The organism is Ruegeria sp. ANG10 (assembly GCF_040705255.1).
In the GTDB taxonomy this organism is placed as follows: Bacteria; Pseudomonadota; Alphaproteobacteria; order Rhodobacterales; family Rhodobacteraceae; genus Ruegeria.
On the sequence record NZ_JBFCVU010000003.1, the window covers coordinates 19,228 to 43,183 of the forward strand.

Consider the following 23,956-nt stretch of genomic DNA (forward strand, 5'->3'; position numbering starts at 1 on the left):
GATTTCTGTTTGCGGCGTGGTTAGCAATACCGCGCCCTAAGGGCAAGCAAACCTATTCACTGGCCCCATTTTCAGCGGCGCTGCCGTCGCCGATCGCCGCATTGATCCGCGCAATGGCGGCATCGGTGATATCGGTTCGATCCGAGCTGAGGAAAACACTGGATCGCTCGATGATTATCGAAGCGCCGGATTCTCGCAGCAGGTCGATCAAAACCGGCCGCGCAAGTTCCAGAAACGTCTGTCGAGCCTCTTCACTACGCCGTGCCAGTACGTCCAATTTTGCGCGCTGTCCTTCCCGATGCGATTGAACTTTTTCGTCAAAAGCATCAGCCAGAGGGCGGAATTCTTCGGCCGTCATGGTCGCGCGCTGTTCCGTCAGAACTTTTTCCTCTTGACTCAGCTCGGCCACGATCCGTTCGTTTTCTTCCCCTAAAAGAACGCCTTCGGCCTCGATCTCTCGAAGGACACGCTGACCAAAGGCAGATTCAGCGAACAAACGCTCGCTGGACAACGTCACCACGCTGCTTTGCGGAACCCCCAATTGCTGAGCCACCGCAGGTCCCGAATAGACAAGGGTCAGAAAAACGCACAGGGCCCGTAAAGGGCCCTGCAGATTCATGAACACAGTTTTCAACATTCAGGGTCAGAACCGGGCCTGAACCGTCAGGTCAAAGTTCTGCTCTTTGTCAAAGTCTTCCTTTTTCAACGCTTTCGAGAAGTTGAAACGCAGCGGACCAAACGGCGTTTCCCACAGAACCGACACACCAATTACGTGGCGGATCGCGCCGTCTTCGCCGACGATGTCAGCACCGGCCGTGTTGACGTCGTTAAGGTTGTACAGGTTGCCAAAGTCGTAGAACACTCCGCCGCGCAGACCGAATTCTTCAGGCAATCCCAGCGGAAAGTCCGATTCCAAACGTGCAACCCAATAGTAGTTGCCCCCGATTGCGTCATCCTGCCCGTTGGACAAGTCGCGCGGACCAAGACCCGCGGGCTCAAACCCGCGGAAGATGCTGGGCCCCAAAACAAAGCGGTCGATAGTGCGGCTGAAATCATCACCTCTCCAGTGCAGCGCACCAACCTCCATCGACGCACGCAGAACAACTTCCTCGTTCCAAACCCGTGTTTGGGCGACACCACGGGCCGTCGTCTTGAAGTATTCGTTATCTCCACCCAATCCTGCGGCATCGATACCGGCCTCAAACAGGACGCCTGCATTTGGGTTCAGGCCTCCGATCCGGCTGTCATAAACGTATGACACACCAAGAGAGCTGGTCGTGCGCTCACCCTGATCGATTTCCGAAGAAATGACCGCGCCGTTAACCTCATCACCTTGCTGGGTCATTTCGCTGTTCTGCCATCCATAGCGCAGACGCAGGGATGACAACTCGCCAATCGCATAGCTCAACTGAGGCCGGAAGAAGAGCGTTTCGGTGTCATAGCTGGCAAAGCTTGAATTGGTCGTCGACAGGCCCAATCCCAGGTCAAACCGAAGTTTGCGCCCCAACAGATAAGGTTCCGAGAAGTTCAACGTGTACTGTTCGGCATCCTGTGCAGTCGACAAGTTGACGCCAATTGTTTGCCCGCGCCCCAGAAAGTTAGACTCCTGAAGCCCAATCGCGACCCCAAAACCATCAGACACCGAGTAGCTACCACCCAAGCTCAGCGAGCCTGTCGGTTGCTCCTCGACATCAACATCCACAATCACTTGGCTGGGTGAGGATCCTTCGCGCGGCTCGACATCGGCCGCGGCAAAGAAGCCCAAGGCCCGGATACGTTCAGCGGCCTGACGGATCTCACGCGGGTTAAAGGGGTCGCCCTCCACAGTGTCAAACTGACGACGGATCACACGGTCAAGCGTGGTTGTGTTGCCTTCGATATCGATCCGTTCGACAAATATCCTTGGGCCTTTGGTCAGAACAAACTGCACATCCAGCGTCAGGTCGCGCGCATTGCGCGTCACGCGCGGTTCAACGCGCAGGAAATCGACGCCCTGCTTGATGCCCAGACGTTCCATCCGCGCAATCGAGTTTTCGATCAGCATCGGAGTATAAGTCACTCCCGGTCGAATTTTCAGCGCATCCTGATACGGAGCAGGATCCACGCCCGGAATTTCGCTGACAGTGCTGATCTGCCCAAATGAGAATCTTTGACCTTCGGTGATATTCATCACTAGGAAGAAAGCGTCGCGCTCGCGAGTGAATTCCACATTTGCGCTGTTCACGCGGAAATCGACATAGCCGCGGGACAGGTAGAAATCCCGAATGACCTGTTTGTCGAATTCGATCCGGTCAGCAATGAATGTGTCGCTGCTGACAAACGTCCGCAGGATATTCGCCTGTTTCGATTCCAGAACCCTACGCAGGCGCCGATCAGAATAAGCTCGGTTGCCGACAAAACTAACACGCTCGACTTCGATAGTGGTCCCTTCTGCGACTTCGAATACCAGATCGACACGGTTGTCACTGCGGCGAATGATACGGGGAATGACCGTTGCAGACACGCGCCCCTGAGACGAATAGATCTCGGCGATGAGGTCAGCGTCAGCCTCTGCGACTTGCGGTGTAAAGACGCGGCGTGGCTCTGACGAGATCGCTTCAAGCAGCACGTCATCTTTTACGCGGCTGTTACCTTCAACGCTGATCTGGTTGATTGTCGGATATTCTTCAACTTCGATCACCAGCGTGCTGCCACGCGGCGTCAATTCGACTGTCTCAAAAACACCACTGTCAAGCAAACGCTGATAGGCATCGTTCAATTCACCCGCTGTGACCGACTGGCCCGGCTCGATTCCTGTGCGTTCAATAATGGTCGAGGTTTCGATACGTCTGTTGCCTTCGACATCGAACGAATTAATGACGAAATTTTGCGCCCACGCGGCCTGCGGCAAAGGTACAAAACCTACCAATGTAAGAAGGAATATTAACGTTAGTGACCGCCACAAAATCTTGTTTTTCGGCTTCTGCCCACCGCAGGATGTGCCCGCGCCTCGCCTATCAGTCATATTTTTCACTACCCAATATTTTTGGACTTTAAAGCTGATTAGCGAGAATATTTAGCCTTGTCAAAAGACCAAAACAGAAAGCGGCCCGTGGGCCGCCTTGTGTAGTTTCAATAACAGGTCTTAAGAATCACATAGTGATCAAATAGGCCCAACCGCCCATTGCCACGGCAGTCACACCGAAGAACAGCAATGTATCCCAGTTCAACACGAACAGGCACCCAAAGCTTTTGGCGGATTTACGCAGGGCCTTTGTCATAACTACCTCTGGCACGGTTCAATTACCGGTCATCAACCTAAGCTGGAATTGAGGCGGAATTGGGGCATTTTCTTGCGATCGATGCCACAATCAGCAGAACAAATCGTTCGTAACCGAAAAGACCATAAGCCCCAGGATCAACGATACACCAACCCCCATCAGCACGCGCAGCACACCGTCGCTGGGTGGTTTGCCTGCAATGGCTTCATACGCGTAGAAAACCAGATGGCCCCCATCCAATGCCGGAATGGGAAACAGGTTCAGCAAGCCTACGGCAGTCGACAGAACGGCAATAAAGAAAATGAAATTCTGGGCACCCTGGCTGGCCATCGCACCCGAAGTTTCCGCAATGCCGATAGGACCGGAAATGTTGCAGGTACTGATCGCCCCCGTCACCATATGCCAGACGCCCGACAGAGAGCCGTCGACGATGCGAATGGTCTGTTGCACACCGCCGGAAAGCGATGCCAGAAGGCCCGCAGGTTCCGTCGCAGGTTCCAAAGCCATTCCACCCACAATGCCAATACGCCAATGGGTTACAAAGCCACCTTCGGGCTGCGGCTCATCCGTGCGACGTGGGGCCAGGGCAAATTCAAGCTCGGCCCCGTCCCGCCAAACGTTCAGCAACAAAACCTTACCGTCCGACCCCTCTACATGTTCTTTGAGCTGCTCAAAGGCAAAGATTGGATCGCCGTTGACGGCTGTAATGACGTCGCCGGACTTCAGATCGATATCCATGGCTGCACTGCGCGGAACAACCTGTTGGATCAGCGCTGGGAACAACCAGGGGCCGGATACATCCAGTGTCTGCCCATCGCGGATCACCGTGTAATCCAATTCCGGTTCAACCGGGAGTGCATCCGTAAAATCAGACCAAGCCCCCTGCTGATCAAAATCAGGAACGGGAAGACCCGCTATGGCGACGATTTCATCACCGTCCTGCAATTCCTGAGCTGTTCCAGGCAACGAACGCAATTCGCCGACTGTCAAAGGTTCGCGCGTAACGCCCTGAGACATAAAGATCAGGCCAAACACCACAATGGACATCACAAAGTTGAACACGGGCCCAGCGGCAACAGTAGCTGCCCGCGCCCACAACGGCGCGCCGTGCATGGTGCGGCGCAGTTCTTCGGGGGTTTGCTCGGTAATTTCCTGCATCGCGCCTTCGTCCTTGCCGGATGCGGCGTTGGCATCCCCCAGGAATTTGACATACCCACCGAAAGGCAAGGCTGCGATCTGCCAACGGGTTCCGCGTTTGTCGATACGGCTCCACAATACCGGGCCAAACCCGACCGAGAACACCTCGGCATGGATGCCGGACCAACGCCCAACGATATAATGGCCGTATTCATGTACCGCGACGATGACGGACAGGGCGATCACAAAGGCAACGATGGTATAAAGCAAGTTGCCGAATTGAGGGATCAGAGAGAGTACGTCCAAGTTTCTATCCTGCTTTCTGCATCACGGCTTCTTCTGCCCACTTACGTGCCAGATGGTCCGTTTGCAGTACGTTATCAAGGGTTAAAGAGGCATCAAGAAGGCCGTCTGACGACTCAAATCTGTCCAAAACACTTTCAACGATCTGGGCCATCTCGGGAAAACTGACCCGGCGTGCGATGAACAGGTCCAGAGCCCGCTCTTTCGCGGCGTTGAACACCGCACCTGACAGACCGCCGCGCTGCATCACGTTACGAGCTAGGCGCAGCGCCGGATAGCGGGCCTCATCCGGGTCCTGAAAGCGCAACTGACCCAGTTTCGCCAGGTTCAGACGTTCGACCGGTAGCTCACGCCGATCCGGCCAGTGCAGCGCATAGCCGATTGCATGGCGCATATCCGGTGCGCCCATATGCGCCATGACCGCGCCATCGTTGAACCCAACCAGCGAATGCACGATGGATTCAGGGTGCACCAGCACTTCGATCTGATTCGGAGAAACACCAAAGAATTCCCATGTTTCAATCACTTCCAACGCCTTATTGAACATCGAAGCGCTGTCTATAGTGATCCGCTGCCCCATATCCCAATTCGGATGGCTCGAGGCTTGCTCGACCGTGGCATTGACCAGATCGCTCAACGGCCAATCGCGGAACGCGCCGCCGCTGGCGGTGATAATGATCCGCTCAACGGCATCCATTTCCTCGCCCACCAGCGCCTGGAACACGGCAGAGTGTTCGCTGTCCACCGGCAATAGTCGGGCATTGTGTTTTCGCGCCGTTTCCAGCACCAACGGTCCCGCACAAACCAGCGTTTCCTTGTTTGCCAGGGCCAGCGTCGCACCTTGTTTCAGTGCCTCAAGACCCGGTAGCAATCCGGCTGCACCGACGATGGCCGACATGACCCAATCCGCGGGCCTGGCTGCCGCTTCGGTCAACGCGGCCCGCCCGGCCGCAGCTTCGACACCGCTGCCGGATAGTGCAGCGCGCAGGTCCTCAAGCCGATCCTCATGCGCGGTCACGGCCAGATCAGCCTTCAGTCGGCGTGCATCGTCGGCCAGCTTTTCGATATTTGCCCCGCCGGTCAGTGCCACCACGTCATAGGCCGATGGGTTCCGGTCAATCAGGTCGATTGTGTTCTGCCCGACCGATCCGGTCGCGCCGAAAATGGAAACTCTGCGCATTACATGCCCCCGGGGGAGTAAATCAAACCCGCGATCAGAACGAACAAGGCCGCCCCCATCATCCCGTCAAATCGGTCGAGAAACCCGCCATGTCCCGGGATCAGGTTCGAGCTGTCCTTGACCTCGAACTTCCGTTTGGTCGCACTTTCGACGATATCTCCGGCCTGACTGGCCATCGAGGCCAAAACCGAGATCACAACAAACATGAACCCAAATCCCGCATAGATCGCAAAAACGGCCCCCACGATGGCTGCTGCGGCCCAGCCTCCGGCAGTGCCCGACCATGTTTTCTTGGGGCTGACCTTGGGCCAGAATTTAGGGCCACCAAAGGTTTTGCCAACAAAATACCCGGCCACATCCGTCGCCACGACCACCGAGATCAGCCAAACCATCCAGCCAAAGCCCATCGTCTCGCGGATCGAGATGAAGCCCAGACCAGATGCGGCAATCCAGACGGCGAACAGCGCATAGATCATTTTCGAACGACCGACCTGCCCTGCCCCGACCAATGCCGGAGCCAGCAGAACCGGAAGCTTAAAAAGCGGCGGCACATGATAGCTGATCAAAACGACCACTCCGGTCAGAATACCAAGCTGAACGCGCACGCCGACCTTGTCCGGGTCGATCATCCGCACCAGCTCCCAGGTCATCAAACCGCAGGCAATTGCGATGAATGCTTCGAACCAAAGGCCGCCCAACCAAACCTCGACCGAGCCGATGGCAATCAAAACGGCGGCGGACAGAACCCGGGCGCTTAGGTCAGACCATCGGCCGTCGCTCATACTCGCACTGCCCCAAACCGGCGCTCGCGAGAGCCAAAGTTGCGGCACAGCCGTTCAAGCTCGGCCGCGGTGAAATCCGGCCAGAGCGTGTCGATGAATTCATATTCGGAATAAGCCGATTGCCATAGTAGGAAATTCGATATCCGCGCTTCACCACTGGTCCGGATAACCAGATCGGGATCGGGAAGAACGTGCGTGTCCAGATACTTGGGCAGAGTTTCTTCATCAACATCTTCGGGGCGCAACCGTCCTTCGGCTACGTCCAAAGCGAGGCGCCTGGTGGCCCGCGCAACCTCATCCCGACCGCCGTAATTCAAGGCGACTGTCAGGTGAACCAGATCGTTATTTTTGGTTTCTTCCTCCAGCGCGTCCATCAGGGCAATCAGTTTGGCGTCCAATCGAACGCGATCCCCAATGAACCGAACCCGGACACCATTCTCCTTCAGAGTCCGGGTTTCTTTGATAATGTAGCGCCGAAACAGGCTCATCAGCCCGGCAACCTCGGCCTGCGTGCGTTTCCAATTCTCGGTGGAAAAGGCAAAAACCGTCAGGTATTTGATTCCAAGTTCCGGGCAGGCCTCAACCACCTCGCGCACGCGCCGCGCCCCGGCGTGGTGTCCGAACAGCCTTGGCCGACCACGCGCCTGCGCCCAGCGACCATTTCCGTCCATGATAATAGCGACATGGCGCGGCCCAAGCGCGGGCGAAGTATGAGGGGTGTTGAGCATTCCCTGTCTCAGACCTGCATGATCTCGGCCTGCTTGGTCTCAAGCGCGGCGTCTACAGATTTGATCATCTCATCGGTCAGGTCCTGAACCTCGGATTCCCAGAATTTCTGATCATCCTCGGACATACCGTCCGCCTTGGCTTTTTTGACTTGATCCATCCCGTCGCGGCGCACATTCCGGATCGAGACACGGGCGTGTTCAGCATATTGCCCGGCAACTTTGCCCAATTCGCGGCGGCGTTCTTCGTTCAGTTCCGGGATTGGCAGCATGATGATCGTGCCGTTCAGCTGCGGATTGATCCCCAGCCCACTTTCGCGGATCGCCTTTTCGACTTTACCCACCAGCCCCTTGTCCCAAACATTGACTGTCACCATGCGCGGTTCGGGTACATTCACCGTCCCAACCTGATTGATCGGAGTCATCGAGCCATAGGCATCTACCATCACCGGCTCTAGCATCGAGGCCGACGCCCGCCCGGTCCGAAGCGAGGCGAATTCGGTTCTGAGGTTGGCCATGGCGCCATCCATGCGCCGTTTCAGATCATCGGTATCTAGTTCGAAATCGTCAGACATGCTGCTCACTCCCCGTATTCAGGTGCTGTTTGCATGGCTTCTAAGCCATCGCAATTGGGATGTATAGCAATGATGATGTGGAAATGCGCCAATGACCAGAGGTGTCTTCAGCATTTTTTCGGTTGTTTAAATACCAAACAGACCGGACGACATCCTAGTCGACCGGTCTGAAGGAAGCTTTTCCGATCAGGCGTTTACGTCAACGACGACGCGACCTTTGACCTGACCTTTCAGAATATCAGCGCCCAGTTGCGGCAGATCGTTAAGGGTTGCTGGCTGAACCATCGCTTCCAGCTTGTCCATCGGCAGATCGGTGGCGATACGCCGCCACGCCCGGACGCGATTTTCATAAGGCTGCATCACGCTGTCGATACCCAGCAGATTTACGCCGCGCAGAAGGAAGGGAATGACCGTCGCAGGCAAAGCAGCACCACCCGCCAACCCCACAGCCGCGACCGAGGCACCGTATTTCATCTGCCCCAGGACGCGCGCCAGCATCTCTCCTCCGACCGCATCAACGCAGCCAGCCCAGCTTTCGCTTTCCAGGGGCCGTTTGGTGGTTTCGTTCAGCTCTTCCCGCGGGACGATTGTGCTGGCCCCCAGGGATTTCAGATAATCCCCCGCTTCTGGCCGACCGGTAACTGCTGCCACTTCATAGCCAAGATTGGACAGAATGGCCGTGGCCACCGATCCGACACCGCCTGCGGCCCCGGTCACCAGAACTGGCCCGTGATCGGGTGTCATCCCGTGATCTTCAAGCGCCATAACGGCCAGCATCGCGGTAAACCCGGCCGTGCCCACGGCCATCGCCTGGCGCGCATCCAAGCCATCGGGCAAGGGCACCAGCCAATCGGCCAGCGCATTGGCTTTCTGCGAATACCCGCCCCAGTGCGCCTCACCCACGCGCCAGCCGGTCAAAACCACCTTGTCACCTGGCTTAAAGCGGTCATCTGATGACGCTTCGACTGTCCCGGCATAGTCAATGCCCGGTACATGTGGGTAGTTTCGCACCAGCCCGCCGCCTTTTGGCGACGTGCACAAACCATCCTTGTAATTCACTGTCGAATACTCGACCGCCACGGTCACGTCGCCATTTGGCAAATCATCCAGAGACAACTGCTTGACCGAGGGGCTGGCCAGACCGCTTTCGTCATCCTTTTCCATCACCAATGCATTGAACATCCAACATTCCTTTCGTTTTTCCAAAGCCAGCCTTTGTACTTCACCTGGCCAAAATACCTCGGGGGAGTCGCACAGCGACGGGGGCAGAGCCCCCAATCCACCTTTAAATCCAGAACCTTTCCTGCACTGTTGCGCGGCGCATTCCGTCTGGCGTTTCAACCTCGATAACAGTCCCTGCGTCCCAGTGGCTCAACCGCAGCATGCCGATAGAAACATTCGTCCCGAAATCCGGGGACCACGCGGCCGATGTCACCTGCCCCACACGCCTTCCACCTGAGAACACAGACCACGGCCGGTCGCAGGGCGGCACTGCGTCGCCCTCAATCGCAATTGGACGAATCTGCTGCACCGGCCCTTCCTTGGCCACACGCAACAATGCATCCCGACCGATACACCCAATCGCGGTATGAGTGTTACAGAACTTGCCCAAACCACATTCGTGCGGCGTGTTGTCGTCGGTCATGTCATTGCCATAAGACAGCAAACCACCTTCGATCCGCTCGATCAGGTTGGGACAACCCGCCCGCGCCTGCAGGTCCTCACCCGCCGCAAAAAGGGCGTTCCACAATGGCATGCCTATTTCAGTGCCTTCGACATAGATCTCGAACCCACCCTGTTTCGAATAGCCCGACCGAGCAACGGCCAGGTCACGCCCTTCGAATTCGAACATATCGAACTTGAAAAACCGGATATCCCGCACGCGATCGCCGAACACACGCGCCATCAGGTCATCCGCCTTGGGCCCCTGAACCGCCAAGGGCGACACGTCGGGTTCATCCACCAGAACATCCAGCCGATACCCGTTGGCGACCCCTTTGACCCAAAAAAGCAAGTCACTGTCCGCAATGGAAATCCACCAACGATCATCGGACAATTTCACCGCCACAGGATCATTTAGCATCCCACCGGTTTCATCGACGATGGGCACGTAATAACACTGCCCTGGCAACATCCCCCGCAGATCGCGCGGCGTCAGCATTTGCATCAAACGACCCGCGTCCGGGCCGCGCAGTTCAACCTGCCGTTCACAGGAAACATCCCAGACCTGAACGTGGGCTTTCAGATGCCTGTAGTCTGCCTCGACGCTTTCGAAAACTGTGGGCAATAGCATGCGGTTATATACCGTAAACGCTTTGACACCCGCTGCCTCGACACCGTCTGAGAAGGGCGTGCGCCGCAACCGGCGGGATAAGGAAATCTGCGGCATTCAAACCTCCGTGGGCATAAACACCAAATCGCTGACAGGTGCGGCTGATCCAGTCTCGGTCAGCATTTGATGCAATTGCCCGCGATGATGGGTCTGGTGGTTGAACATATGGATGACGCATTGCGCGTAAGGCAATGTAACGTCAGCTTCTTTTGCCGCCGAGAACCATGTGAATTCACCGGTCAGTAGGTCCTCTTCCAGCGATCCAGCCCAATTGGAAATGCGGGCATCAACTGTTTTGCACAGCGGCAGCCACTCGGCCAGATCAGCGCACAAAGACACACTTTCGGGAATGCCGCCACCTGGACCATCGCCCTGATCAAAGCGCGAAATCCAAATCCAGTTACCCCACAAAAGATGGTTAGCAGTCCCCATGATCGAGCCAAAAAAAGCGCCTCGATCTTTCGCTAGCTCCTCGGGCGTCAGATCTTGAAGAAAAGCGGATAACTGGCTGTTCTGCCAGTGATTATACCGCGCCATTTCCTGCGCATAGGCCCCGGTGATCATTATTTTGGTCCATGCCAGTCAATGGGGCAAATCTCGGCTGATTTACCACCGAAATCCCAGACGCGGCCATAGTCACGCACCTTGGATTTGGTGCCGCGCGCCACGATGATGTCCGGCCCCATCCAGTATTTCGAATTCGAAACCATCACCGGATGCTCGGGATCTTTACCCGCCAGCATCTCAATCTCGCCCTGAATCTTTCGACCGATCACGATGCGGCGTTTGTTACCATCGCGTTCAATTTGGACTGGTGCACGCTCAGCACCGATGATCTCGCTAACGAGCATGGTGAACAGACCGGTGGTCCCGCCCGCCTGTCCGCTAAAGATTTGCAGCAGACCGTTATAGGCCTTACCGCTAGCGCGTTCATCGACGTAGGCCGCAACTTTCCACTGGCCCTCACCCATGCGACCGGGGATATCAACCAGCAGACCAACGTTCAAACCCGACAGGTCCTCGCCCTCGTAATGGCCTTCGTCGATGATGACCCCCATCCAAGCGTGGCAATGCCCTTCGGTCGGAGGATGCGCCCCAAGCGATACTACGCAGGGGCAAAACACATCGCACGAGCAGTTCAGGATCAATTCGCCTTTGATTGCCCATTCCGTCGGGCTCATCTCGCGCCGCTTGGGATTGGGCATACGGCTATCAATGCGCTGGCTGATCGGCAGCCTGTCGGCTTCAGATTTTCTGTTTTTAGCCATATACTTATCCTCCGAAAATAAAGGGATAGATCAGCAGGAGAATTCCCCCTGCAACAAGAACAAACCCCATTGGCCGTGTCACTGCGTGTCCGATCTGAGGCAATTTTTCCAATACCATGAACAGCGTCGCAAGACCCATCCAAAGCAAACTCATAACACCACCAACGAACCCCAGCGCCATAAAGCCCCAACAGCAGCCGACGCAGAAGGCACCCAGCCCAAAACCCATGCGCAGGCCGCCAGAGAAACCGGTTTTCCAGTGGCCCAAAAAATAAGTCATCGGCGCGTGACACACACCGTGACAGACTTCCTTAGCTTTAGTGAACTGAAAAGCCCCAACTGCGATCATCAAACCACCGGCAACAACGCCCGATTTGGCAATTCCCAGCATGTCAACGACGCCACCGAACAGCAAAATCAGCTGAACCCCCGTGATCAGCGCCGCGAACCCGACCCAGACGATGAAATACCCCGCCAGAACGCCCAGCCAACCAGCACGCGTGCCGTCGGCGCTGTGGATCAGGTCGTCATAGCTGCGCAAGGTCGGCACTAGGGTCGGCAGCATCATTGCGGCCATCATGATGGCCCACATCCAGAACAACGGACCGAATTCGGCCATCGGCATGTACATATCCATGCGAGGGTCCATGGCGGCCATCGCCTGCCCCATTGGGCCTGGGCGCCCGATCCAGTCCAGATCCATGCCGCGGCTCATGGTGAACATCATCCACCACGCCCACAGGATCAGACCGTAAAAACCCAGCCATAAACCGCTGCGTAGAACTGCGCGACTCATGCGTCCCTCCCGACTCAGTCCTTGCATTTCAAATGTCAGACTTTTAAATGTCAGACAAATAAAATCTCACCAACGGTCCCCGGAATATGAAAATCGACCCTCGAAAACCCGCCGATTTGTCAGCGCAAATCGCGCAGGCCATTCGTGATGCCATCATCTCGGGTGAATTGATCGTGGACGAGCGTTTGCCATCCGAGGCTGAACTGTCTGACCAGTTTCAGGTCTCACGGCCTACTGTACGCGAGGCCTTGAAGCGGCTAGCTGCACAATCCCTGATCCGGACGCAGCGTGGCGCCAGCGGGGGTGCTTTTGTCAACCGGATCAGTTTTGAGGACGCGTATTCGCAGCAAATCACAACCTCAACACTGTTGTTGTCGATGAATGCGGTCAGTTTTGATACTGCCTGCGAGGCCCGATTTGCGCTGGAACGCGCCTGCGCGTCATTGTCTGCGCAACGCCGTACTTCGGATCAACTGGCCACTATGCGGGCCGAGATTTTCCGTCAGGCACAGCCTGGGCTTTCGGATGAGGCCTTTTGCGCATCAGACGTTGCGTTTCACCGGGCCCTGGTCGATGGGGCAGACAACCCGGTGCTTTCCTATCAGTTGGCCGGAGCTGTCGAAGCCATGCAGCCCCTGATGAACATGATCACCTTCACCGCCAGATCGCGTGAGGAAATCATCGCGTTGCACAATCAGATTGCCGATGCGCTGGAACAAAGGGATGCGGCAAAGGTGGATGCAAAACTAGTTGAGCTAGAAGAATACACCCGTAAGCTGGCCCAGGATGTCGCCCAGCAACATCGTAAACCTGCGTGATGAGGGACAGATGACAACAGCGTTGAACGTAATTGCCGCCCTTCTGACCATAGGTTTTGGCCTCTTCGGATTTCTGGCGCCCGCGTTCACCGCAGCTTCGCTGGATTTGACACCAACCGACAGCAACATGGGGCTTAGCGAGATGCGTGCATCAGTCGGTGGGCTTTTTGTCGTAACCGGCGCGGTGGTGCTGTGGCTTAACAATCCTATGGCTTATGCTATGTTGGGCGTTGTTTATGCGGGCGCGGCGCTTGGGCGGTTTGTCTCGGTAATTCTCGATAACCCGCCGCTGATCAAAGCGATGACATTCGGTGGAATCGAATTAGCCCTGGCGCTGTGGTTGATCTTTGCGAACATCAATAGGGCCGCGTAAGCGTCTGTTTTTAAAACAAGCGTAGATTAGAATTCCCGGTTTGCATCCACGCGCGTGCTCACCTATATAGGATATGTCTTTCGGGACTATGGACATAAACGCGCTCGTAATAAGCGGATCGGACCCGGGGGCGGTACCCGGCGGCTCCACCAACCATCCTTCGTTTGAGGATTTTGGGGCCGAAATAGGATCGACGAACGTCTAAAGGGGTTAGCTTTGTCTCGGCTGTCTGCCACCGTTACCGGCGAAAATAGTACAATTGCAAACGACAATCGTGCTCCGGTTGCAGTTGCTGCGTAAGCAGTAACAAGACCGAAACTTAAGTCCTTGCGCCTAGCCGCGTAAGGCGGGGTTCGCAGGTACCTGGCAACAGAAACCTGCATTTTCCCACTAATGTCTGCGGTTTAACCCTGATCTTGTTCACGTTCAGAGTTTATTCACCCTTTGGTCTCATGCTGACCCCGACAGAAAAAGGAGAGTCGGGATGTCCCATACAGATGTCGTCAAAGGATGGTATTCCGAGGTTTGGGAAAACGGGAACCTTGATGCGATAGATCAGTATTTTAGCTCGGATACCATGGCCGAAGGGTTGATTCCCGAAATGCAGGTCGGCGCGGATGATTTCCGCGATCTGGTCATGGCATTTCGTCACGTTCTTGGGGACATCAAGGTCGAAATTCCAAAGATCCTCGAAGATGGTGACTGGGTGTCAGCCATTTTGCATGTCAGCACGACGCGCGCCGACAATGGCGCCCCGCTAAAGGCCACTGGCAGCGTGTTCGCGCGGGTCAAGGATGGTCGTATGGTCGAGGCTTATAACCAATTCGACTTCATCTCTTTGTTCGAACAACTCGGGCAGTTTCCGCAAGACACCTTACCTGTCTGCATGACAGGTCAAAGGCTCGATTGGGCGTAACACGTTCAGGCAATCTTGACCCGTTTGGCGCTTAGCCGTAAGCAAAGGTCATGGGGTAAGATTGCGAACGCCCCGTGAGGCGCCAGCCCAAGTTTCGCATGTATCCGCCCAAACCAGGAGACATGCCATGCCTGCGCCCAATTCAATTACACCTAAACAGCTGATGCGCCTGATAGGAACGCCACAGGCTCCGGTTCTGGTCGACATTTGTCTGGATGAGGATTTCACAGCTGACCCCTATCTAATCCCCGGCTCATTGCGTCTTCCCGCCAAAGATATCGACGGGATCGCCGAAAGGGTTGGCGACCGTGCGGCAGTCATCATTTGCCAAAAGGGCAAAAAGCTCAGCCAAGGGGTTGTCTCTTGGCTGCGCAGCAAAGGTTGTGTGGCGGAATACCTGGAAGGTGGTATGTTTGGCTGGCGGGAAATGCCCGACGCGCCGCGGGTTCCAGCCTCGGCGGTACCATGGCACGAGGGTGGTCGATCCTTCTGGGTCACGCGTCACCGGCCCAAAATCGATCGGATCGCATGCCCCTGGCTGATCCGCCGTTTCGTGGACCCAGACGCGCAGTTTCTATTTGTGGCACCGACTGAGGTACAAGCCACCGCCGAGGCCTTTGACGCAACCCCGTTCGATATCGAGGATACGTTTTGGTCCCACAGACAGGATCGCTGTACTTTTGACACCATGCTGGACGAGTTTCAGCTGCGCATGCCCACGCTTGACCGATTAGCCACGGTCGTTCGGGCCGCCGACACCAATCGCCATGATCTCGCCCCGGAGGCTGCCGGACTATTGGCAATCTCGGTCGGCCTGTCACGTCAATACCGCGATGATCACCAGAACCTCGAGGCTGGGCTGCATTTATATGACGCGCTGTACCGCTGGGCGCGGGACGCGTTTGACGAGGGTCACGACTGGCCAACGGATCGCAAATCATGACGCCATCCCTATCAGAACTTGTCCGGGTGTTTGGCCGCATCGGGTTGCTGTCGTTCGGAGGGCCGGCCGCGCAAATTTCCCTGATGCACCAGGAACTGGTCGAGCGACGCCCGTGGCTGGACGAACAGGCCTATCTGCGCGCCTTGTCCCTGTGCATGCTGCTGCCCGGCCCCGAGGCCATGCAACTGGCCACTTATGCCGGTTGGCGTCTGCGCGGCGTGACCGGCGGGTTGATCGCTGGTGCCCTGTTTGTGCTGCCAGGGGCGTTTGTCATCGCCGTTCTTGTTGGGCTCTATGCTGCGTTTGGCGACCTGCCATTGGTACAGGCTGGTTTTTTGGGTGTGAAAGCGACGGTGATTGTCATCGTTCTTCAGGCTCTAAGGAACCTGTCACGCAAAGCTCTGACCGACACACAGCATCGGGCGATCGCTGGGCTGGGTTTTCTTGCAATATTCGCGCTAAACCTTCCCTTTCCTCTGATCATCCTGGCGGCAGCACTCTGGGGCTATGTCACCTATAACGGAGAGGTCAATACCGCAAATGCACCCCCTGCCCCAAAGGCCAAAGGCATGCTCGGTACCGCCGCAATTTGGCTGGTTCTGTGGCTGGGGCCACTGTTGGCACTGACCTTGACGGGACAAAAACTGTTGAGCGATCTGGGCTGGTTCTTTGCTCGCCTTGCCGTTGTCACGTTTGGCGGGGCCTATGCAGTGCTGGCCTATATGACCCAGACTGTGGTGGAAAAATATCAATGGGTCAGCACAGATCAGATGATCGACGCGCTGGGGCTGGCCGAAACGACCCCGGGACCGCTGATTCTGGTGACCCAGTTTGTCGCCATGTTGACCGGTCAAATCAACGGCGGTGCGTCGCTTGCAATAGCGGCCGGAGTCGTCGCCCTTTGGGCCACATTTGTACCGTGTTTTTTGTGGATTTTCATGGCCGCCCCCTATCTGGACCAATTGGCGACCCGTCCAAGGTTGTCCGCCGCGCTGCACGGGATTACTGCCGCTGTAGTAGGTGTGATTCTTAACCTGTCGGTGTGGTTCAGTCTGAACGTTCTGTTTCAGACTATTCCCCAACAGTCGTGGGGTCCGGTGACCATCCCTAGGCCCGATCCAGCTAGCCTGGATCCTGCCGCTCTGATCCTGACACTATTGGCTGGGCTATTGATTTTTAAGTTTAAATTTGGGATGGCAACGACTCTGGCCATCATGGCCGTGATTGGAACGGGAATTCACTTCCTTTGAACAATCCTCGCATACCCGGTCTTTCGTTTCCGTCGAAATCCCCTATGCTGAGGGTAACCACTTTTGAGGATGACACATGTCGCAAGACATCGATTATGGAAACTTGATGCACACCGCGATGCGCGGGCTCATCAAATCCGTTCTGAACAGCGTTGCCGATAATGGCCTGCCTGGGGCGCATCATTTCTTTATCACCTTTGATACGCGTCAGGATGGCGTTGAGCTGGCGGATTGGCTGCGCGAGCGGTACCCTGAAGAGATGACAATTGTCATGCAGCACTGGTTCGAAAATCTAGAGGTCGGCGACGAAGGCTTTGCCATCACGCTGAACTTTGGCGACGCACCGGAACCGCTGTACATCCCTTATGCGGCGATCAAAACCTTCGTCGACCCATCCGTCGAATTCGGCTTGCGGTTTGAAAGCCCCGATGACGAGGAAGAAGCCGACCCCATCGTCGAGGAATCAATCGAGGTTGAGGAAGAGGCAGATCAACAAGACGCTGAGGTCGTCTCGCTGGATAGTTTCCGTAAATAACTGCTCAATAGACTATTGTTTTTTAAGAAAAGTCTCGACCGAACGGGACTTTTCCCCATTGCGGAACCGTGAAAACGACAGGTCCAGACCACCCTCTGCCAGAGTTCGGTCGAATTGCTGCAACTCGTAGTCGCCGGTTTCGCCGATAAACAGCGAAAATACTGTCAGGGTATCACCTTGAATTCGACCCCAGACAAAAGGTTCGCCCTGCATCGGGTCAAGCGGTACTTCGTGCCCGAACACATTGCGTTTCATCGCAGCAGAAAAAACATCTGCCCGGTCTGACTGTTTGAAATCAATCGAGAATTTCTGTTCTTTGATACGACCATCTGCCTTGTAGGTCGTTGTGGTCCAACTGATGTTGAACCCGTTCTTCATCTCATGAATCGACACGCTCATGTCGCGTGGTGTTTCAGTACCGTCATCATGGACGACATTTGCAGAGCCAACATAATCGCCAACAAAAGGCGAAATATCCGCCGCTTGGACCGGACTGCCGGATAATGCGGTCAACAACAGGATGCCCAGCGAAAAGACTATATATTTCAAGGAATAAGTCTGAACCGATTTGCCCACCGGAGCCTCCAATATGGTGATCCTATTATTGTAGCGGACACGTAAGCACGCACAATGCGATTCACAAGAAATTTCACCGCCCCTTCCACCTATACCTCTGGCACCCTTAAGTTTATGGTGCGCGCAACTGGCCGATTGCTCTGCAACTTTGTTGCGGGTAATTGGCATGCGAACGTATACACTACGGAGTGACAGATGTCTCAGACCCGCACCGAATCCGACAGCTTTGGCCCGTTGGAGGTTCCTTCTGACAAGTATTGGGGTGCCCAAACGCAGCGATCGATCATGAATTTCCCGATCGGTTGGGAAAAGCAGCCCGTTGCCATCGTTCGCGCGCTGGGCGTGATCAAAAAAGCTTGTGCGATGGAAAACAAGGCCATTGGCAAGCTGGACGCAAAGATTGCGGACGCCGTCATTCAGGCCGCTGGCGAAGTGATCGAAGGCAAGTTTGACGACAATTTCCCTCTGGTCGTCTGGCAGACCGGTTCGGGTACGCAGTCGAACATGAACTCGAACGAGGTAATCGCCAACCGCGCGATCGAAATCCTGGGCGGCGTTATCGGTTCGAAAGAGCCAGTTCACCCCAACGATCACTGCAATATGGGTCAATCGTCGAACGACACCTTCCCCACCGCCATGCATATCGCCACCGCGATGAGCGTGCGCGATGTGCTATTGCCGGGTCTTGAAAAATTTGCCTCGGCGCTGGAGGCCAAAGCAAAAGAATTTGCAGGCATCATCAAGATCGGCCGGACCCATACACAGGATGCCACGCCGCTGACGCTGGAACAGGAATTTGGCGGCTATGCACACCAAATCCGCCAGGGTATCGCCCGTGTCCACGCGTCGATGCCCGGAATTTATGAGCTGGCGCAAGGTGGTACGGCTGTTGGCACCGGTCTGAACACCCATAACGGTTGGGATGAGGCTGTGGCGAAGAACATGGCAGACATCACCGGCCTGCCCTTCGTTACCGCACCGAATAAGTTTGAGGCGCTTGCAGCCCATGATGCCATGGTGTTCCTGTCGGGCGCATTGGCGACTATCGCGGGCTCTTGCTACAAGATCGCTAACGATATTCGTCTGCTGGGTTCCGGCCCACGCTCGGGTCTCGGTGAGTTGATCTTGCCGGAAAACGAACCCGGTTCGTCGATCATGCCTGGTAAGGTGAACCCAACACAGGCTGAGGCGCTTACCCAGGTGGCCGCGCATGTTATGGGCAATGACGCAGCGATGAAGTTTGCCGGTTCGCAAGGTCACTTCCAGCTGAACGTCTATAACCCGATGATGTCCTATAACCTGCTGCAATCGATTCAACTGCTGGGCGACGCAACCGACAGCTTTACCGAGCGGATGCTGCTGGGCATCAAGGCTAATGAGCCGCGCATCGACAAGCTGATGAAGGAATCGCTGATGCTGGTGACCGCTCTGGCCCCGACGATTGGCTATGACAACGCCACAAAGGTTGCCAAAACCGCGCATAAGAACGGAACCACCCTCAAGGAAGAGGCCATCGCGCTGGGCTTTGTGGATGAAGAGACCTTTGACGCCGTTGTCCGCCCCGAACATATGATCGGCCCGAAAGATTGATGGGTAAGCCGGTCAATCTGAACCGGTACAGAAAAGAAAAGGCCCGGGCCGAGAAAAAGGCCCGCGCCGACCAGAACGCTGTCAAATTCGGGCGCAGCAAGGCCGAAAGGGTCGAGGCCAAGTTCGAACAGGACAAACAGCGCCGCGACGTGGATAATCACGAGTTGGATGAATGAGCGGTCGCCCGGTAAAACGCTCACTGACATTGAAAGGTCACCGTACTTCGGTGTCTCTTGAGGATGAGTTCTGGCAGGCCTTTCGCGACATTTCTAAAGAAAAAGAAATGGCAATCAATGCCTTGGCGACTGAGATTGACGTCGAACGTGACCCTGAGATTGGCCTGGCGTCGGCCATTCGCGTCTATATTCTGAATTGGTATCGCACCCGCGATTGATGCTTGTCAGCCTGTTTCTTTTGCATGTAACCTGATCGAGAACAAAAGGGGTACATTTCATGAGCAAGACTGTAACCGGACCTGATGGACAACCGCGTTGCGCCTGGTGTCAGGCCGCCCCGGAGTTCTTTGAGTATCACGATCAGGAATGGGGCTATCCGGTCGCGGACGATCAGCGGTTGTTCGAAAAACTATGCCTTGAAAGCTTTCAGTCCGGTCTCAGCTGGCGCACAATCCTGAACAAGCGTGAAAACTTCCGCAAAGCGTTTAATCAATTCGATTTCAACGCTGTATCTGCATTTACTAATGCAGACATCGAACGTCTCTTACAGAACGAAGGCATCATACGTCATCGCGGCAAGATCGAGGCCGTGATCAACAACGCCCGCCGCGTACAGGAACTTATTGCCGTCGAGGGATCACTGGCCGCCTATGTGTGGCGATATGAGGCCGACAACCCACCCACGCCGCAATCTGCATCAACGTCGGCCGAGTCCATTGCAATGTCGAAGGATTTGAAGAAACGGGGCTGGAAGTTTGTTGGGCCAACCACGGTGTTTGCCTTCATGCAAGCCATGGGGCTGGTCAACGATCACGCCATTGGGTGTTCTATGCGTGAAAAAGCGGCGCAGATGCGCCGCGAATTCATCAAGCCGGAATAGCGTCTCTTAGACCGAGGCGCGGAAAATCTTGTCGATATTGCCGCCCAGAGCTGCATTGAACTCAGCGTCTGATTGCTGTTTGGACAGCCCTTCGGTCAACGCACGCGAGAACGACGCAATCATCTTGCCGTTCTGGTTCAGCAGATCACAGGCTTGCTCGGTCGAGTAACCGCCAGACAGGGCCACGACGCGAACAACGCGTGGGTGATCGGCTACTTCGTCAAACAAGTTAGCTTTGGTGGGCAGCGTCAGCTTCAGCATGATGTCCTGCCCCTCGTCCAATTGATCAAGGTTCTTCAGGATTTCGGTCTTCAGAATATCCTCGGCCTCGGCCTTGGAGGCAGAGTTGATGTTTACTTCGGGTTCGACGATCGGAACCATACCCGCGGCAACAACCTCGCGTGCGACATCGAATTGCTGTGCAACCACAGCTGCGATGCCTTGCGCGTTGGCCTCGTGGATAACCGAGCGTTCCTTGGTGCCAAACACGCCATCCGCCTTGGTCAACGTTTCCGCCAAACCGGGGATCGGTTTCATCATCTGAACGCCATTTGCCTGATCTTCCAGACCCTTGTCGATTTTCAGGAACGGCACGATGCCTTTCTGCGACCACAGGTAATCGGCAACTTTGCGGCCGTCGATTTCCTCACCCAGAGTGCGTTCGAACAGGATCGCACCGATCACCTTGTCCTTGGTAAAGTCGTTGGCCAGAATGATCCGCGCACGCATCTTCTGGATCTCTCCGAACATTTCCTCGTCCGAGCTATAGTCCGAGGCATCAACCCCATAAAGTGCCAGCGCCTTGGGCGTCGACCCGCCGCTTTGATCCAGGGCTGCAATGAAACCCGCGCCGTTGGACATCTGCTCGCGCTGTTCTGCTTTGGACATAAGACTTTCCCGTTTAACAATGATTCCGCATTTTGCACCCGCATACAGCAAGGCGGCGGGTGATGGTAGCGTGTTAGCGCTCAACCACGCGCAGCCAGATACCATCTTTGGACCGTACCGTCAGATGCGCCACTGGCACTGGTGTGCGACCTTCAACCAGTTCGAACCGATAGTTTCGCAACAACATCGACAATAGCAAGGGCCCTTCGACCATGGCGAACCCAGCCCCGGTACACACGCGAGGGCCGGCGGAAAACGGGATGTATGCGTGACGCTGGCAGATTTTCCCGTTTTCAGTAGACCATCGAGTAGGATCGAAATCATCGGGTCGATCCCACAAACGCTCTTGCCGATGCAGGTGCCAGGGGCTGATTACGATCTGCGCGCCCTTGGGAATGTCCCGCCCCCGGAATTGTTCGGGGCACTTCGCCTCGCGCACCATCATCGGGACCGGAGGGTACAGGCGCAACGCCTCGCGAAATACATCGCGGCTGAGCTTCAATCTGGACACTGCGCTAAAGCTGGGATCATTCAAAATATCCGCCTCAGCGCATAGTTTTTCCTGCCATTCGGGGTAAAGCGCCATCAAATACAGCGTCCAGGCCAGCGCTGATGCACTGGTTTCATGCCCAGCCAAGAAAAAGATGGCGACCTGATCCACCATCTCTTGCGTGTCGAAACAATGACCGGTTTCCGGATCAGGTGTGGTCATGATCTTGGTTGCCAAGTCCTCCGGCGCTTGACCCGTTGCGATCAGATCGGCGCGCTCAGCCGTTAGACGCGAAATCAAAGCCCGGATATCTTGTGCGCTTCTGCGTGTATTGCGCGCATGCAACCGGGGCACCCACCGTGGTACCGGAATAAAGGCCGCCAAGTTCAACAAAGGTTGTTGCCGCTGATAGGCCCGGAATTTTTCGAACACCTGCGCGGCTACTTCATGTTCAATCGGAACTGAGAACAGCGTTCGGAAAATCACGTCCGCCGCGGCGTGGCTCGTTAGCTCCTCGCATTCAATCACCTGCCCCGCCTGCCCTTTCAACCGCGTGACACAGGCTTGCGCGGATTCCAGCATAGCTGGGAACGTGTCTTTCAACCGCCCGCCTTCAAAGGCCGGGTCGATGATACGGCGCTGCCGTTTCCAGATCTCACCATTGGTCAGAAAGACCGAGTCGCCCAATAGCGGTCGCAACCCCTCGCTGATGCGGCCGGATTTCGGGAAATCGTCGGGGCGCTGTTTAAGGACCGTTTCTACAAGCTCGGGCTGGTTGATCATGTAAGACCGAAAGAACGGCGTTCGGAACTCGGCCATCCAAGCCCGGTACAGGCGCTGTGGCTGGGCCGATAACAGGTCCTTGCGGAACAGTTTCAGATAGCGCCACAGAGAAACCTTATCCGGGCGGGATGTTGGTTTGGGCGGCTTCACGGAAGAACCGATCTGTATTTCGAAACCGGCTGGTCGATGCGCGATTTTGACGGATCACGCCCTTGAAACCTTTGCGCCAAGGACAGCGACCCTGCCGTAATGCGAAAATAGTCATAGACGCCGGGGCGATCAAACGCGCAGAGATACTGAAAATGCAGCCGAAAAAACCGCCAGCGCAGCTCTTGCCAACGTTCTGGCGACAGGGTCTGTGTAAAGGCCGCAGACAGCACCAGCGGCCAACGTTTTTGATCGGGGGCAACACCACTGACGCCCACCGGGTCGCATAGGGCAAAGGCACACCCATCCCCCGGGGCAGACACGTCAATCCAGGTGAGTTCACTTCGGGTCGACAGAAATTGCAGATCGGTGCGCAAATCCCTGGCGTCCGGCAAGAATGAGACCATGGGCACCACCTGCCCAAGGCTCAGAAAGGACAGGATCGGGCCGTCACTGGGAAGGTTTTGCGAACGGATTAGATCAGCCAGTACCATCACCCCCAGATGCGCACCCGATGAATGACCGACGACCAGCACCTCATCCACATCCGTTTCAAGTGCGCGCTGAATTTGCTTGGTAAATTCGGTCAGACGCGACTTTAATTCAGGTGGCGTGGCGCCATTCAACGCAGCCGAATAGGCATAGTCATGCATCAGGTAGTAAGCAAACAAACGGTTATCGATCTTGCGAAACCAAAGCAGCAAAGCATAAGCGGCAGCTATTGCCGGCACAAAGGCCACCCACCCAGCAACAGACCATAGCAACGCCGCAGATATCCACAGCACGCCTAGCGACAGGGCCAATTGCGCAATCAGCATGCCGACAGGATAAAGCGCAGCGATCACTGGTCCTTTGCGCAAGCGCATAAGGCGCCATAATGCCCCTGATCCAATGTAAATCCAGGCTGTTCGCACAAGCTGAAAGTAGGTCGCGGGGATCGAATTCGACATGCTGTCGCGGACGATGTCCGACCAGACCAAAACCTCGATATCCGCCTCGACATCGATGCCATCCTGATGCGACCGGACATGCCAGCCGTACGGCCCGTCACCTGATTTGGGCGACAGTGAGATCTCATAGCCTGAAATTTCCGCCTGCTTCCGACCTTCCTTGCGATACAGTTCTCGGTACCGCCGAGGGTGAATCGGATCATAGCCGGGTATGTAGAAAACCCGACGCCGTCTTACCTGAGGCTGATTTGTGTGACTGCTCATGGCCTTACCTTCTGCGGCG

General features: G+C 55.9%; 27 protein-coding genes and 1 other RNA gene. 11 read left to right on the forward strand and 17 right to left on the reverse strand.

Features of this window, described 5'->3' with window-relative positions:
• Positions 1–52: 52 nt before the first annotated feature.
• The 13 genes from AB1A64_RS07240 to AB1A64_RS07300 form a co-directional block, all read right to left on the reverse strand.
• Entirely contained in the window at positions 53–637 is a 585-nt protein-coding gene (locus tag AB1A64_RS07240; RefSeq protein WP_366550793.1) for an OmpH family outer membrane protein, read from the reverse strand.
• Between the two features lie 6 nt (positions 638–643).
• Positions 644–3,004, reverse strand: a complete 2,361-nt coding sequence (bamA, locus tag AB1A64_RS07245; protein WP_366550794.1) for an outer membrane protein assembly factor BamA — start codon at positions 3,002–3,004, stop codon at positions 644–646.
• Positions 3,005–3,131: 127 nt separating this feature from the next.
• On the reverse strand, positions 3,132–3,260 hold the full coding sequence (locus AB1A64_RS07250) for a hypothetical protein (protein ID WP_264187062.1): 129 nt from the start codon (positions 3,258–3,260) through the stop codon (positions 3,132–3,134).
• Between the two features lie 90 nt (positions 3,261–3,350).
• Positions 3,351–4,703: an RIP metalloprotease RseP gene (gene rseP, locus AB1A64_RS07255; RefSeq protein ID WP_366550795.1), complete on the reverse strand. Its 1,353-nt coding sequence runs from the start codon at positions 4,701–4,703 to the stop codon at positions 3,351–3,353.
• Positions 4,704–4,707: 4 nt separating this feature from the next.
• On the reverse strand, positions 4,708–5,880 hold the full coding sequence (gene dxr, locus AB1A64_RS07260; RefSeq protein ID WP_366550796.1) for a 1-deoxy-D-xylulose-5-phosphate reductoisomerase: 1,173 nt from the start codon (positions 5,878–5,880) through the stop codon (positions 4,708–4,710).
• Entirely contained in the window at positions 5,880–6,662 is a 783-nt protein-coding gene (locus tag AB1A64_RS07265) for a phosphatidate cytidylyltransferase (RefSeq protein WP_366550797.1), read from the reverse strand. The genes dxr and AB1A64_RS07265 overlap by 1 nt, the downstream gene beginning before the upstream one ends.
• On the reverse strand, positions 6,659–7,390 hold the full coding sequence (locus tag AB1A64_RS07270) for an isoprenyl transferase (RefSeq protein ID WP_366550798.1): 732 nt from the start codon (positions 7,388–7,390) through the stop codon (positions 6,659–6,661). Before AB1A64_RS07270 ends, AB1A64_RS07265 begins: the two co-directional genes overlap by 4 nt.
• A gap of 8 nt (positions 7,391–7,398) precedes the next feature.
• On the reverse strand, positions 7,399–7,962 hold the full coding sequence (gene frr / locus AB1A64_RS07275; RefSeq protein ID WP_366550799.1) for a ribosome recycling factor: 564 nt from the start codon (positions 7,960–7,962) through the stop codon (positions 7,399–7,401).
• Between the two features lie 186 nt (positions 7,963–8,148).
• Positions 8,149–9,144 carry an acryloyl-CoA reductase gene (gene acuI, locus AB1A64_RS07280; RefSeq protein ID WP_366550800.1) on the reverse strand — a complete coding sequence of 332 codons (996 nt, stop codon included), beginning with the start codon at positions 9,142–9,144 and terminating at the stop codon, positions 8,149–8,151.
• A gap of 103 nt (positions 9,145–9,247) precedes the next feature.
• Entirely contained in the window at positions 9,248–10,351 is a 1,104-nt protein-coding gene (locus AB1A64_RS07285; RefSeq protein ID WP_366550801.1) for a dimethylsulfoniopropionate demethylase, read from the reverse strand.
• Entirely contained in the window at positions 10,352–10,858 is a 507-nt protein-coding gene (locus tag AB1A64_RS07290; RefSeq protein WP_366550802.1) for a DinB family protein, read from the reverse strand.
• On the reverse strand, positions 10,858–11,562 hold the full coding sequence (locus tag AB1A64_RS07295; RefSeq protein ID WP_366550803.1) for a DUF1326 domain-containing protein: 705 nt from the start codon (positions 11,560–11,562) through the stop codon (positions 10,858–10,860). Before AB1A64_RS07295 ends, AB1A64_RS07290 begins: the two co-directional genes overlap by 1 nt.
• Positions 11,563–11,566: 4 nt before the next feature.
• Positions 11,567–12,358 (reverse strand): DUF2182 domain-containing protein, encoded by a 792-nt coding sequence (locus AB1A64_RS07300; protein ID WP_366550804.1) that lies wholly within the window; start codon positions 12,356–12,358, stop codon positions 11,567–11,569.
• An 86-nt stretch (positions 12,359–12,444) separates the two neighbouring features.
• Here AB1A64_RS07300 and AB1A64_RS07305 point away from each other — a divergent pair, with 86 nt between their 5' ends.
• The 7 genes from AB1A64_RS07305 (at position 12,445) to AB1A64_RS07335 (ending at position 17,193) form a co-directional block, all read left to right on the forward strand.
• Positions 12,445–13,176 carry a GntR family transcriptional regulator gene (locus AB1A64_RS07305; RefSeq protein WP_366550805.1) on the forward strand — a complete coding sequence of 244 codons (732 nt, stop codon included), beginning with the start codon at positions 12,445–12,447 and terminating at the stop codon, positions 13,174–13,176.
• A gap of 10 nt (positions 13,177–13,186) precedes the next feature.
• A complete protein-coding gene (locus tag AB1A64_RS07310) occupies positions 13,187–13,549 on the forward strand; it encodes a DUF4345 family protein (RefSeq protein ID WP_366550806.1) in 363 nt (120 codons plus the stop codon).
• A 36-nt stretch (positions 13,550–13,585) separates the two neighbouring features.
• Positions 13,586–13,933: a transfer-messenger RNA gene (ssrA, locus tag AB1A64_RS07315) on the forward strand.
• A gap of 100 nt (positions 13,934–14,033) precedes the next feature.
• The gene (locus tag AB1A64_RS07320; protein WP_366550807.1) at positions 14,034–14,465 is read left to right on the forward strand and encodes an ester cyclase; all 432 of its coding nucleotides are present in this window, start codon (positions 14,034–14,036) and stop codon (positions 14,463–14,465) included.
• Positions 14,466–14,592: 127 nt separating this feature from the next.
• Positions 14,593–15,408: a sulfurtransferase/chromate resistance protein gene (locus tag AB1A64_RS07325; protein WP_366550808.1), complete on the forward strand. Its 816-nt coding sequence runs from the start codon at positions 14,593–14,595 to the stop codon at positions 15,406–15,408.
• Positions 15,405–16,658 carry a chromate efflux transporter gene (chrA, locus tag AB1A64_RS07330; protein WP_366550809.1) on the forward strand — a complete coding sequence of 418 codons (1,254 nt, stop codon included), beginning with the start codon at positions 15,405–15,407 and terminating at the stop codon, positions 16,656–16,658. The genes AB1A64_RS07325 and chrA overlap by 4 nt, the downstream gene beginning before the upstream one ends.
• A 76-nt stretch (positions 16,659–16,734) precedes the next feature.
• On the forward strand, positions 16,735–17,193 hold the full coding sequence (locus AB1A64_RS07335; protein ID WP_170375216.1) for a ClpXP protease specificity-enhancing factor SspB: 459 nt from the start codon (positions 16,735–16,737) through the stop codon (positions 17,191–17,193).
• 12 nt (positions 17,194–17,205) lie between these two features.
• Here the strand turns inward: AB1A64_RS07335 and AB1A64_RS07340 are convergent, their stop codons facing one another.
• Positions 17,206–17,937: a hypothetical protein gene (locus AB1A64_RS07340; RefSeq protein ID WP_366550810.1), complete on the reverse strand. Its 732-nt coding sequence runs from the start codon at positions 17,935–17,937 to the stop codon at positions 17,206–17,208.
• A 27-nt stretch (positions 17,938–17,964) separates the two neighbouring features.
• On the opposite strand from AB1A64_RS07340, the gene fumC reads away from it, so the two are divergent.
• Genes fumC through AB1A64_RS07360 form a run of 4 tightly spaced genes read left to right on the forward strand, consistent with a single transcriptional unit; the run spans position 17,965 to position 20,415 of the window.
• Positions 17,965–19,359, forward strand: a complete 1,395-nt coding sequence (gene fumC, locus AB1A64_RS07345) for a class II fumarate hydratase (protein ID WP_366550811.1) — start codon at positions 17,965–17,967, stop codon at positions 19,357–19,359.
• Positions 19,359–19,535 carry a DUF4169 family protein gene (locus AB1A64_RS07350; protein ID WP_366550812.1) on the forward strand — a complete coding sequence of 59 codons (177 nt, stop codon included), beginning with the start codon at positions 19,359–19,361 and terminating at the stop codon, positions 19,533–19,535. The genes fumC and AB1A64_RS07350 overlap by 1 nt, the downstream gene beginning before the upstream one ends.
• A complete protein-coding gene (locus AB1A64_RS07355) occupies positions 19,532–19,753 on the forward strand; it encodes a ribbon-helix-helix domain-containing protein (RefSeq protein ID WP_366550813.1) in 222 nt (73 codons plus the stop codon). The genes AB1A64_RS07350 and AB1A64_RS07355 overlap by 4 nt, the downstream gene beginning before the upstream one ends.
• Positions 19,754–19,812: 59 nt before the next feature.
• The gene (locus AB1A64_RS07360) at positions 19,813–20,415 is read left to right on the forward strand and encodes a DNA-3-methyladenine glycosylase I (RefSeq protein ID WP_366550814.1); all 603 of its coding nucleotides are present in this window, start codon (positions 19,813–19,815) and stop codon (positions 20,413–20,415) included.
• Positions 20,416–20,421: 6 nt separating this feature from the next.
• On the opposite strand, the gene AB1A64_RS07365 is transcribed toward AB1A64_RS07360, so the two are convergent.
• The 3 genes from AB1A64_RS07365 to AB1A64_RS07375 form a co-directional block, all read right to left on the reverse strand.
• Positions 20,422–21,303 carry a fructose bisphosphate aldolase gene (locus AB1A64_RS07365; protein ID WP_366550815.1) on the reverse strand — a complete coding sequence of 294 codons (882 nt, stop codon included), beginning with the start codon at positions 21,301–21,303 and terminating at the stop codon, positions 20,422–20,424.
• A gap of 73 nt (positions 21,304–21,376) precedes the next feature.
• Positions 21,377–22,726 (reverse strand): cytochrome P450, encoded by a 1,350-nt coding sequence (locus AB1A64_RS07370; protein ID WP_366550816.1) that lies wholly within the window; start codon positions 22,724–22,726, stop codon positions 21,377–21,379.
• Entirely contained in the window at positions 22,723–23,937 is a 1,215-nt protein-coding gene (locus tag AB1A64_RS07375) for a hypothetical protein (RefSeq protein ID WP_366550817.1), read from the reverse strand. The genes AB1A64_RS07370 and AB1A64_RS07375 overlap by 4 nt, the downstream gene beginning before the upstream one ends.
• Positions 23,938–23,956: the final 19 nt, after the last annotated feature.

Coding starts and splice junctions, on each gene's coding strand:
- AB1A64_RS07295 (WP_366550803.1), bottom strand. CDS start 11,562: ATGGCTAAAAACAGAAAATCTGAAGCCGACAGGCTGCCGATCAGCCAG.
- AB1A64_RS07375 (WP_366550817.1), bottom strand. CDS start 23,937: ATGAGCAGTCACACAAATCAGCCTCAGGTAAGACGGCGTCGGGTTTTC.
- AB1A64_RS07300 (WP_366550804.1), bottom strand. CDS start 12,358: ATGAGTCGCGCAGTTCTACGCAGCGGTTTATGGCTGGGTTTTTACGGT.
- chrA (WP_366550809.1), top strand. CDS start 15,405: ATGACGCCATCCCTATCAGAACTTGTCCGGGTGTTTGGCCGCATCGGG.
- AB1A64_RS07325 (WP_366550808.1), top strand. CDS start 14,593: ATGCCTGCGCCCAATTCAATTACACCTAAACAGCTGATGCGCCTGATA.
- dxr (WP_366550796.1), bottom strand. CDS start 5,880: ATGCGCAGAGTTTCCATTTTCGGCGCGACCGGATCGGTCGGGCAGAAC.
- AB1A64_RS07305 (WP_366550805.1), top strand. CDS start 12,445: ATGAAAATCGACCCTCGAAAACCCGCCGATTTGTCAGCGCAAATCGCG.
- AB1A64_RS07285 (WP_366550801.1), bottom strand. CDS start 10,351: ATGCCGCAGATTTCCTTATCCCGCCGGTTGCGGCGCACGCCCTTCTCA.
- AB1A64_RS07270 (WP_366550798.1), bottom strand. CDS start 7,390: ATGCTCAACACCCCTCATACTTCGCCCGCGCTTGGGCCGCGCCATGTC.
- AB1A64_RS07355 (WP_366550813.1), top strand. CDS start 19,532: ATGAGCGGTCGCCCGGTAAAACGCTCACTGACATTGAAAGGTCACCGT.
- AB1A64_RS07365 (WP_366550815.1), bottom strand. CDS start 21,303: ATGTCCAAAGCAGAACAGCGCGAGCAGATGTCCAACGGCGCGGGTTTC.
- acuI (WP_366550800.1), bottom strand. CDS start 9,144: ATGTTCAATGCATTGGTGATGGAAAAGGATGACGAAAGCGGTCTGGCC.
- bamA (WP_366550794.1), bottom strand. CDS start 3,004: ATGACTGATAGGCGAGGCGCGGGCACATCCTGCGGTGGGCAGAAGCCG.
- AB1A64_RS07250 (WP_264187062.1), bottom strand. CDS start 3,260: ATGACAAAGGCCCTGCGTAAATCCGCCAAAAGCTTTGGGTGCCTGTTC.
- AB1A64_RS07360 (WP_366550814.1), top strand. CDS start 19,813: ATGAGCAAGACTGTAACCGGACCTGATGGACAACCGCGTTGCGCCTGG.
- AB1A64_RS07310 (WP_366550806.1), top strand. CDS start 13,187: ATGACAACAGCGTTGAACGTAATTGCCGCCCTTCTGACCATAGGTTTT.
- AB1A64_RS07340 (WP_366550810.1), bottom strand. CDS start 17,937: ATGCCAATTACCCGCAACAAAGTTGCAGAGCAATCGGCCAGTTGCGCG.
- fumC (WP_366550811.1), top strand. CDS start 17,965: ATGTCTCAGACCCGCACCGAATCCGACAGCTTTGGCCCGTTGGAGGTT.
- frr (WP_366550799.1), bottom strand. CDS start 7,962: ATGTCTGACGATTTCGAACTAGATACCGATGATCTGAAACGGCGCATG.
- AB1A64_RS07265 (WP_366550797.1), bottom strand. CDS start 6,662: ATGAGCGACGGCCGATGGTCTGACCTAAGCGCCCGGGTTCTGTCCGCC.
- AB1A64_RS07350 (WP_366550812.1), top strand. CDS start 19,359: ATGGGTAAGCCGGTCAATCTGAACCGGTACAGAAAAGAAAAGGCCCGG.
- AB1A64_RS07335 (WP_170375216.1), top strand. CDS start 16,735: ATGTCGCAAGACATCGATTATGGAAACTTGATGCACACCGCGATGCGC.
- AB1A64_RS07320 (WP_366550807.1), top strand. CDS start 14,034: ATGTCCCATACAGATGTCGTCAAAGGATGGTATTCCGAGGTTTGGGAA.
- AB1A64_RS07240 (WP_366550793.1), bottom strand. CDS start 637: ATGTTGAAAACTGTGTTCATGAATCTGCAGGGCCCTTTACGGGCCCTG.
- AB1A64_RS07290 (WP_366550802.1), bottom strand. CDS start 10,858: ATGATCACCGGGGCCTATGCGCAGGAAATGGCGCGGTATAATCACTGG.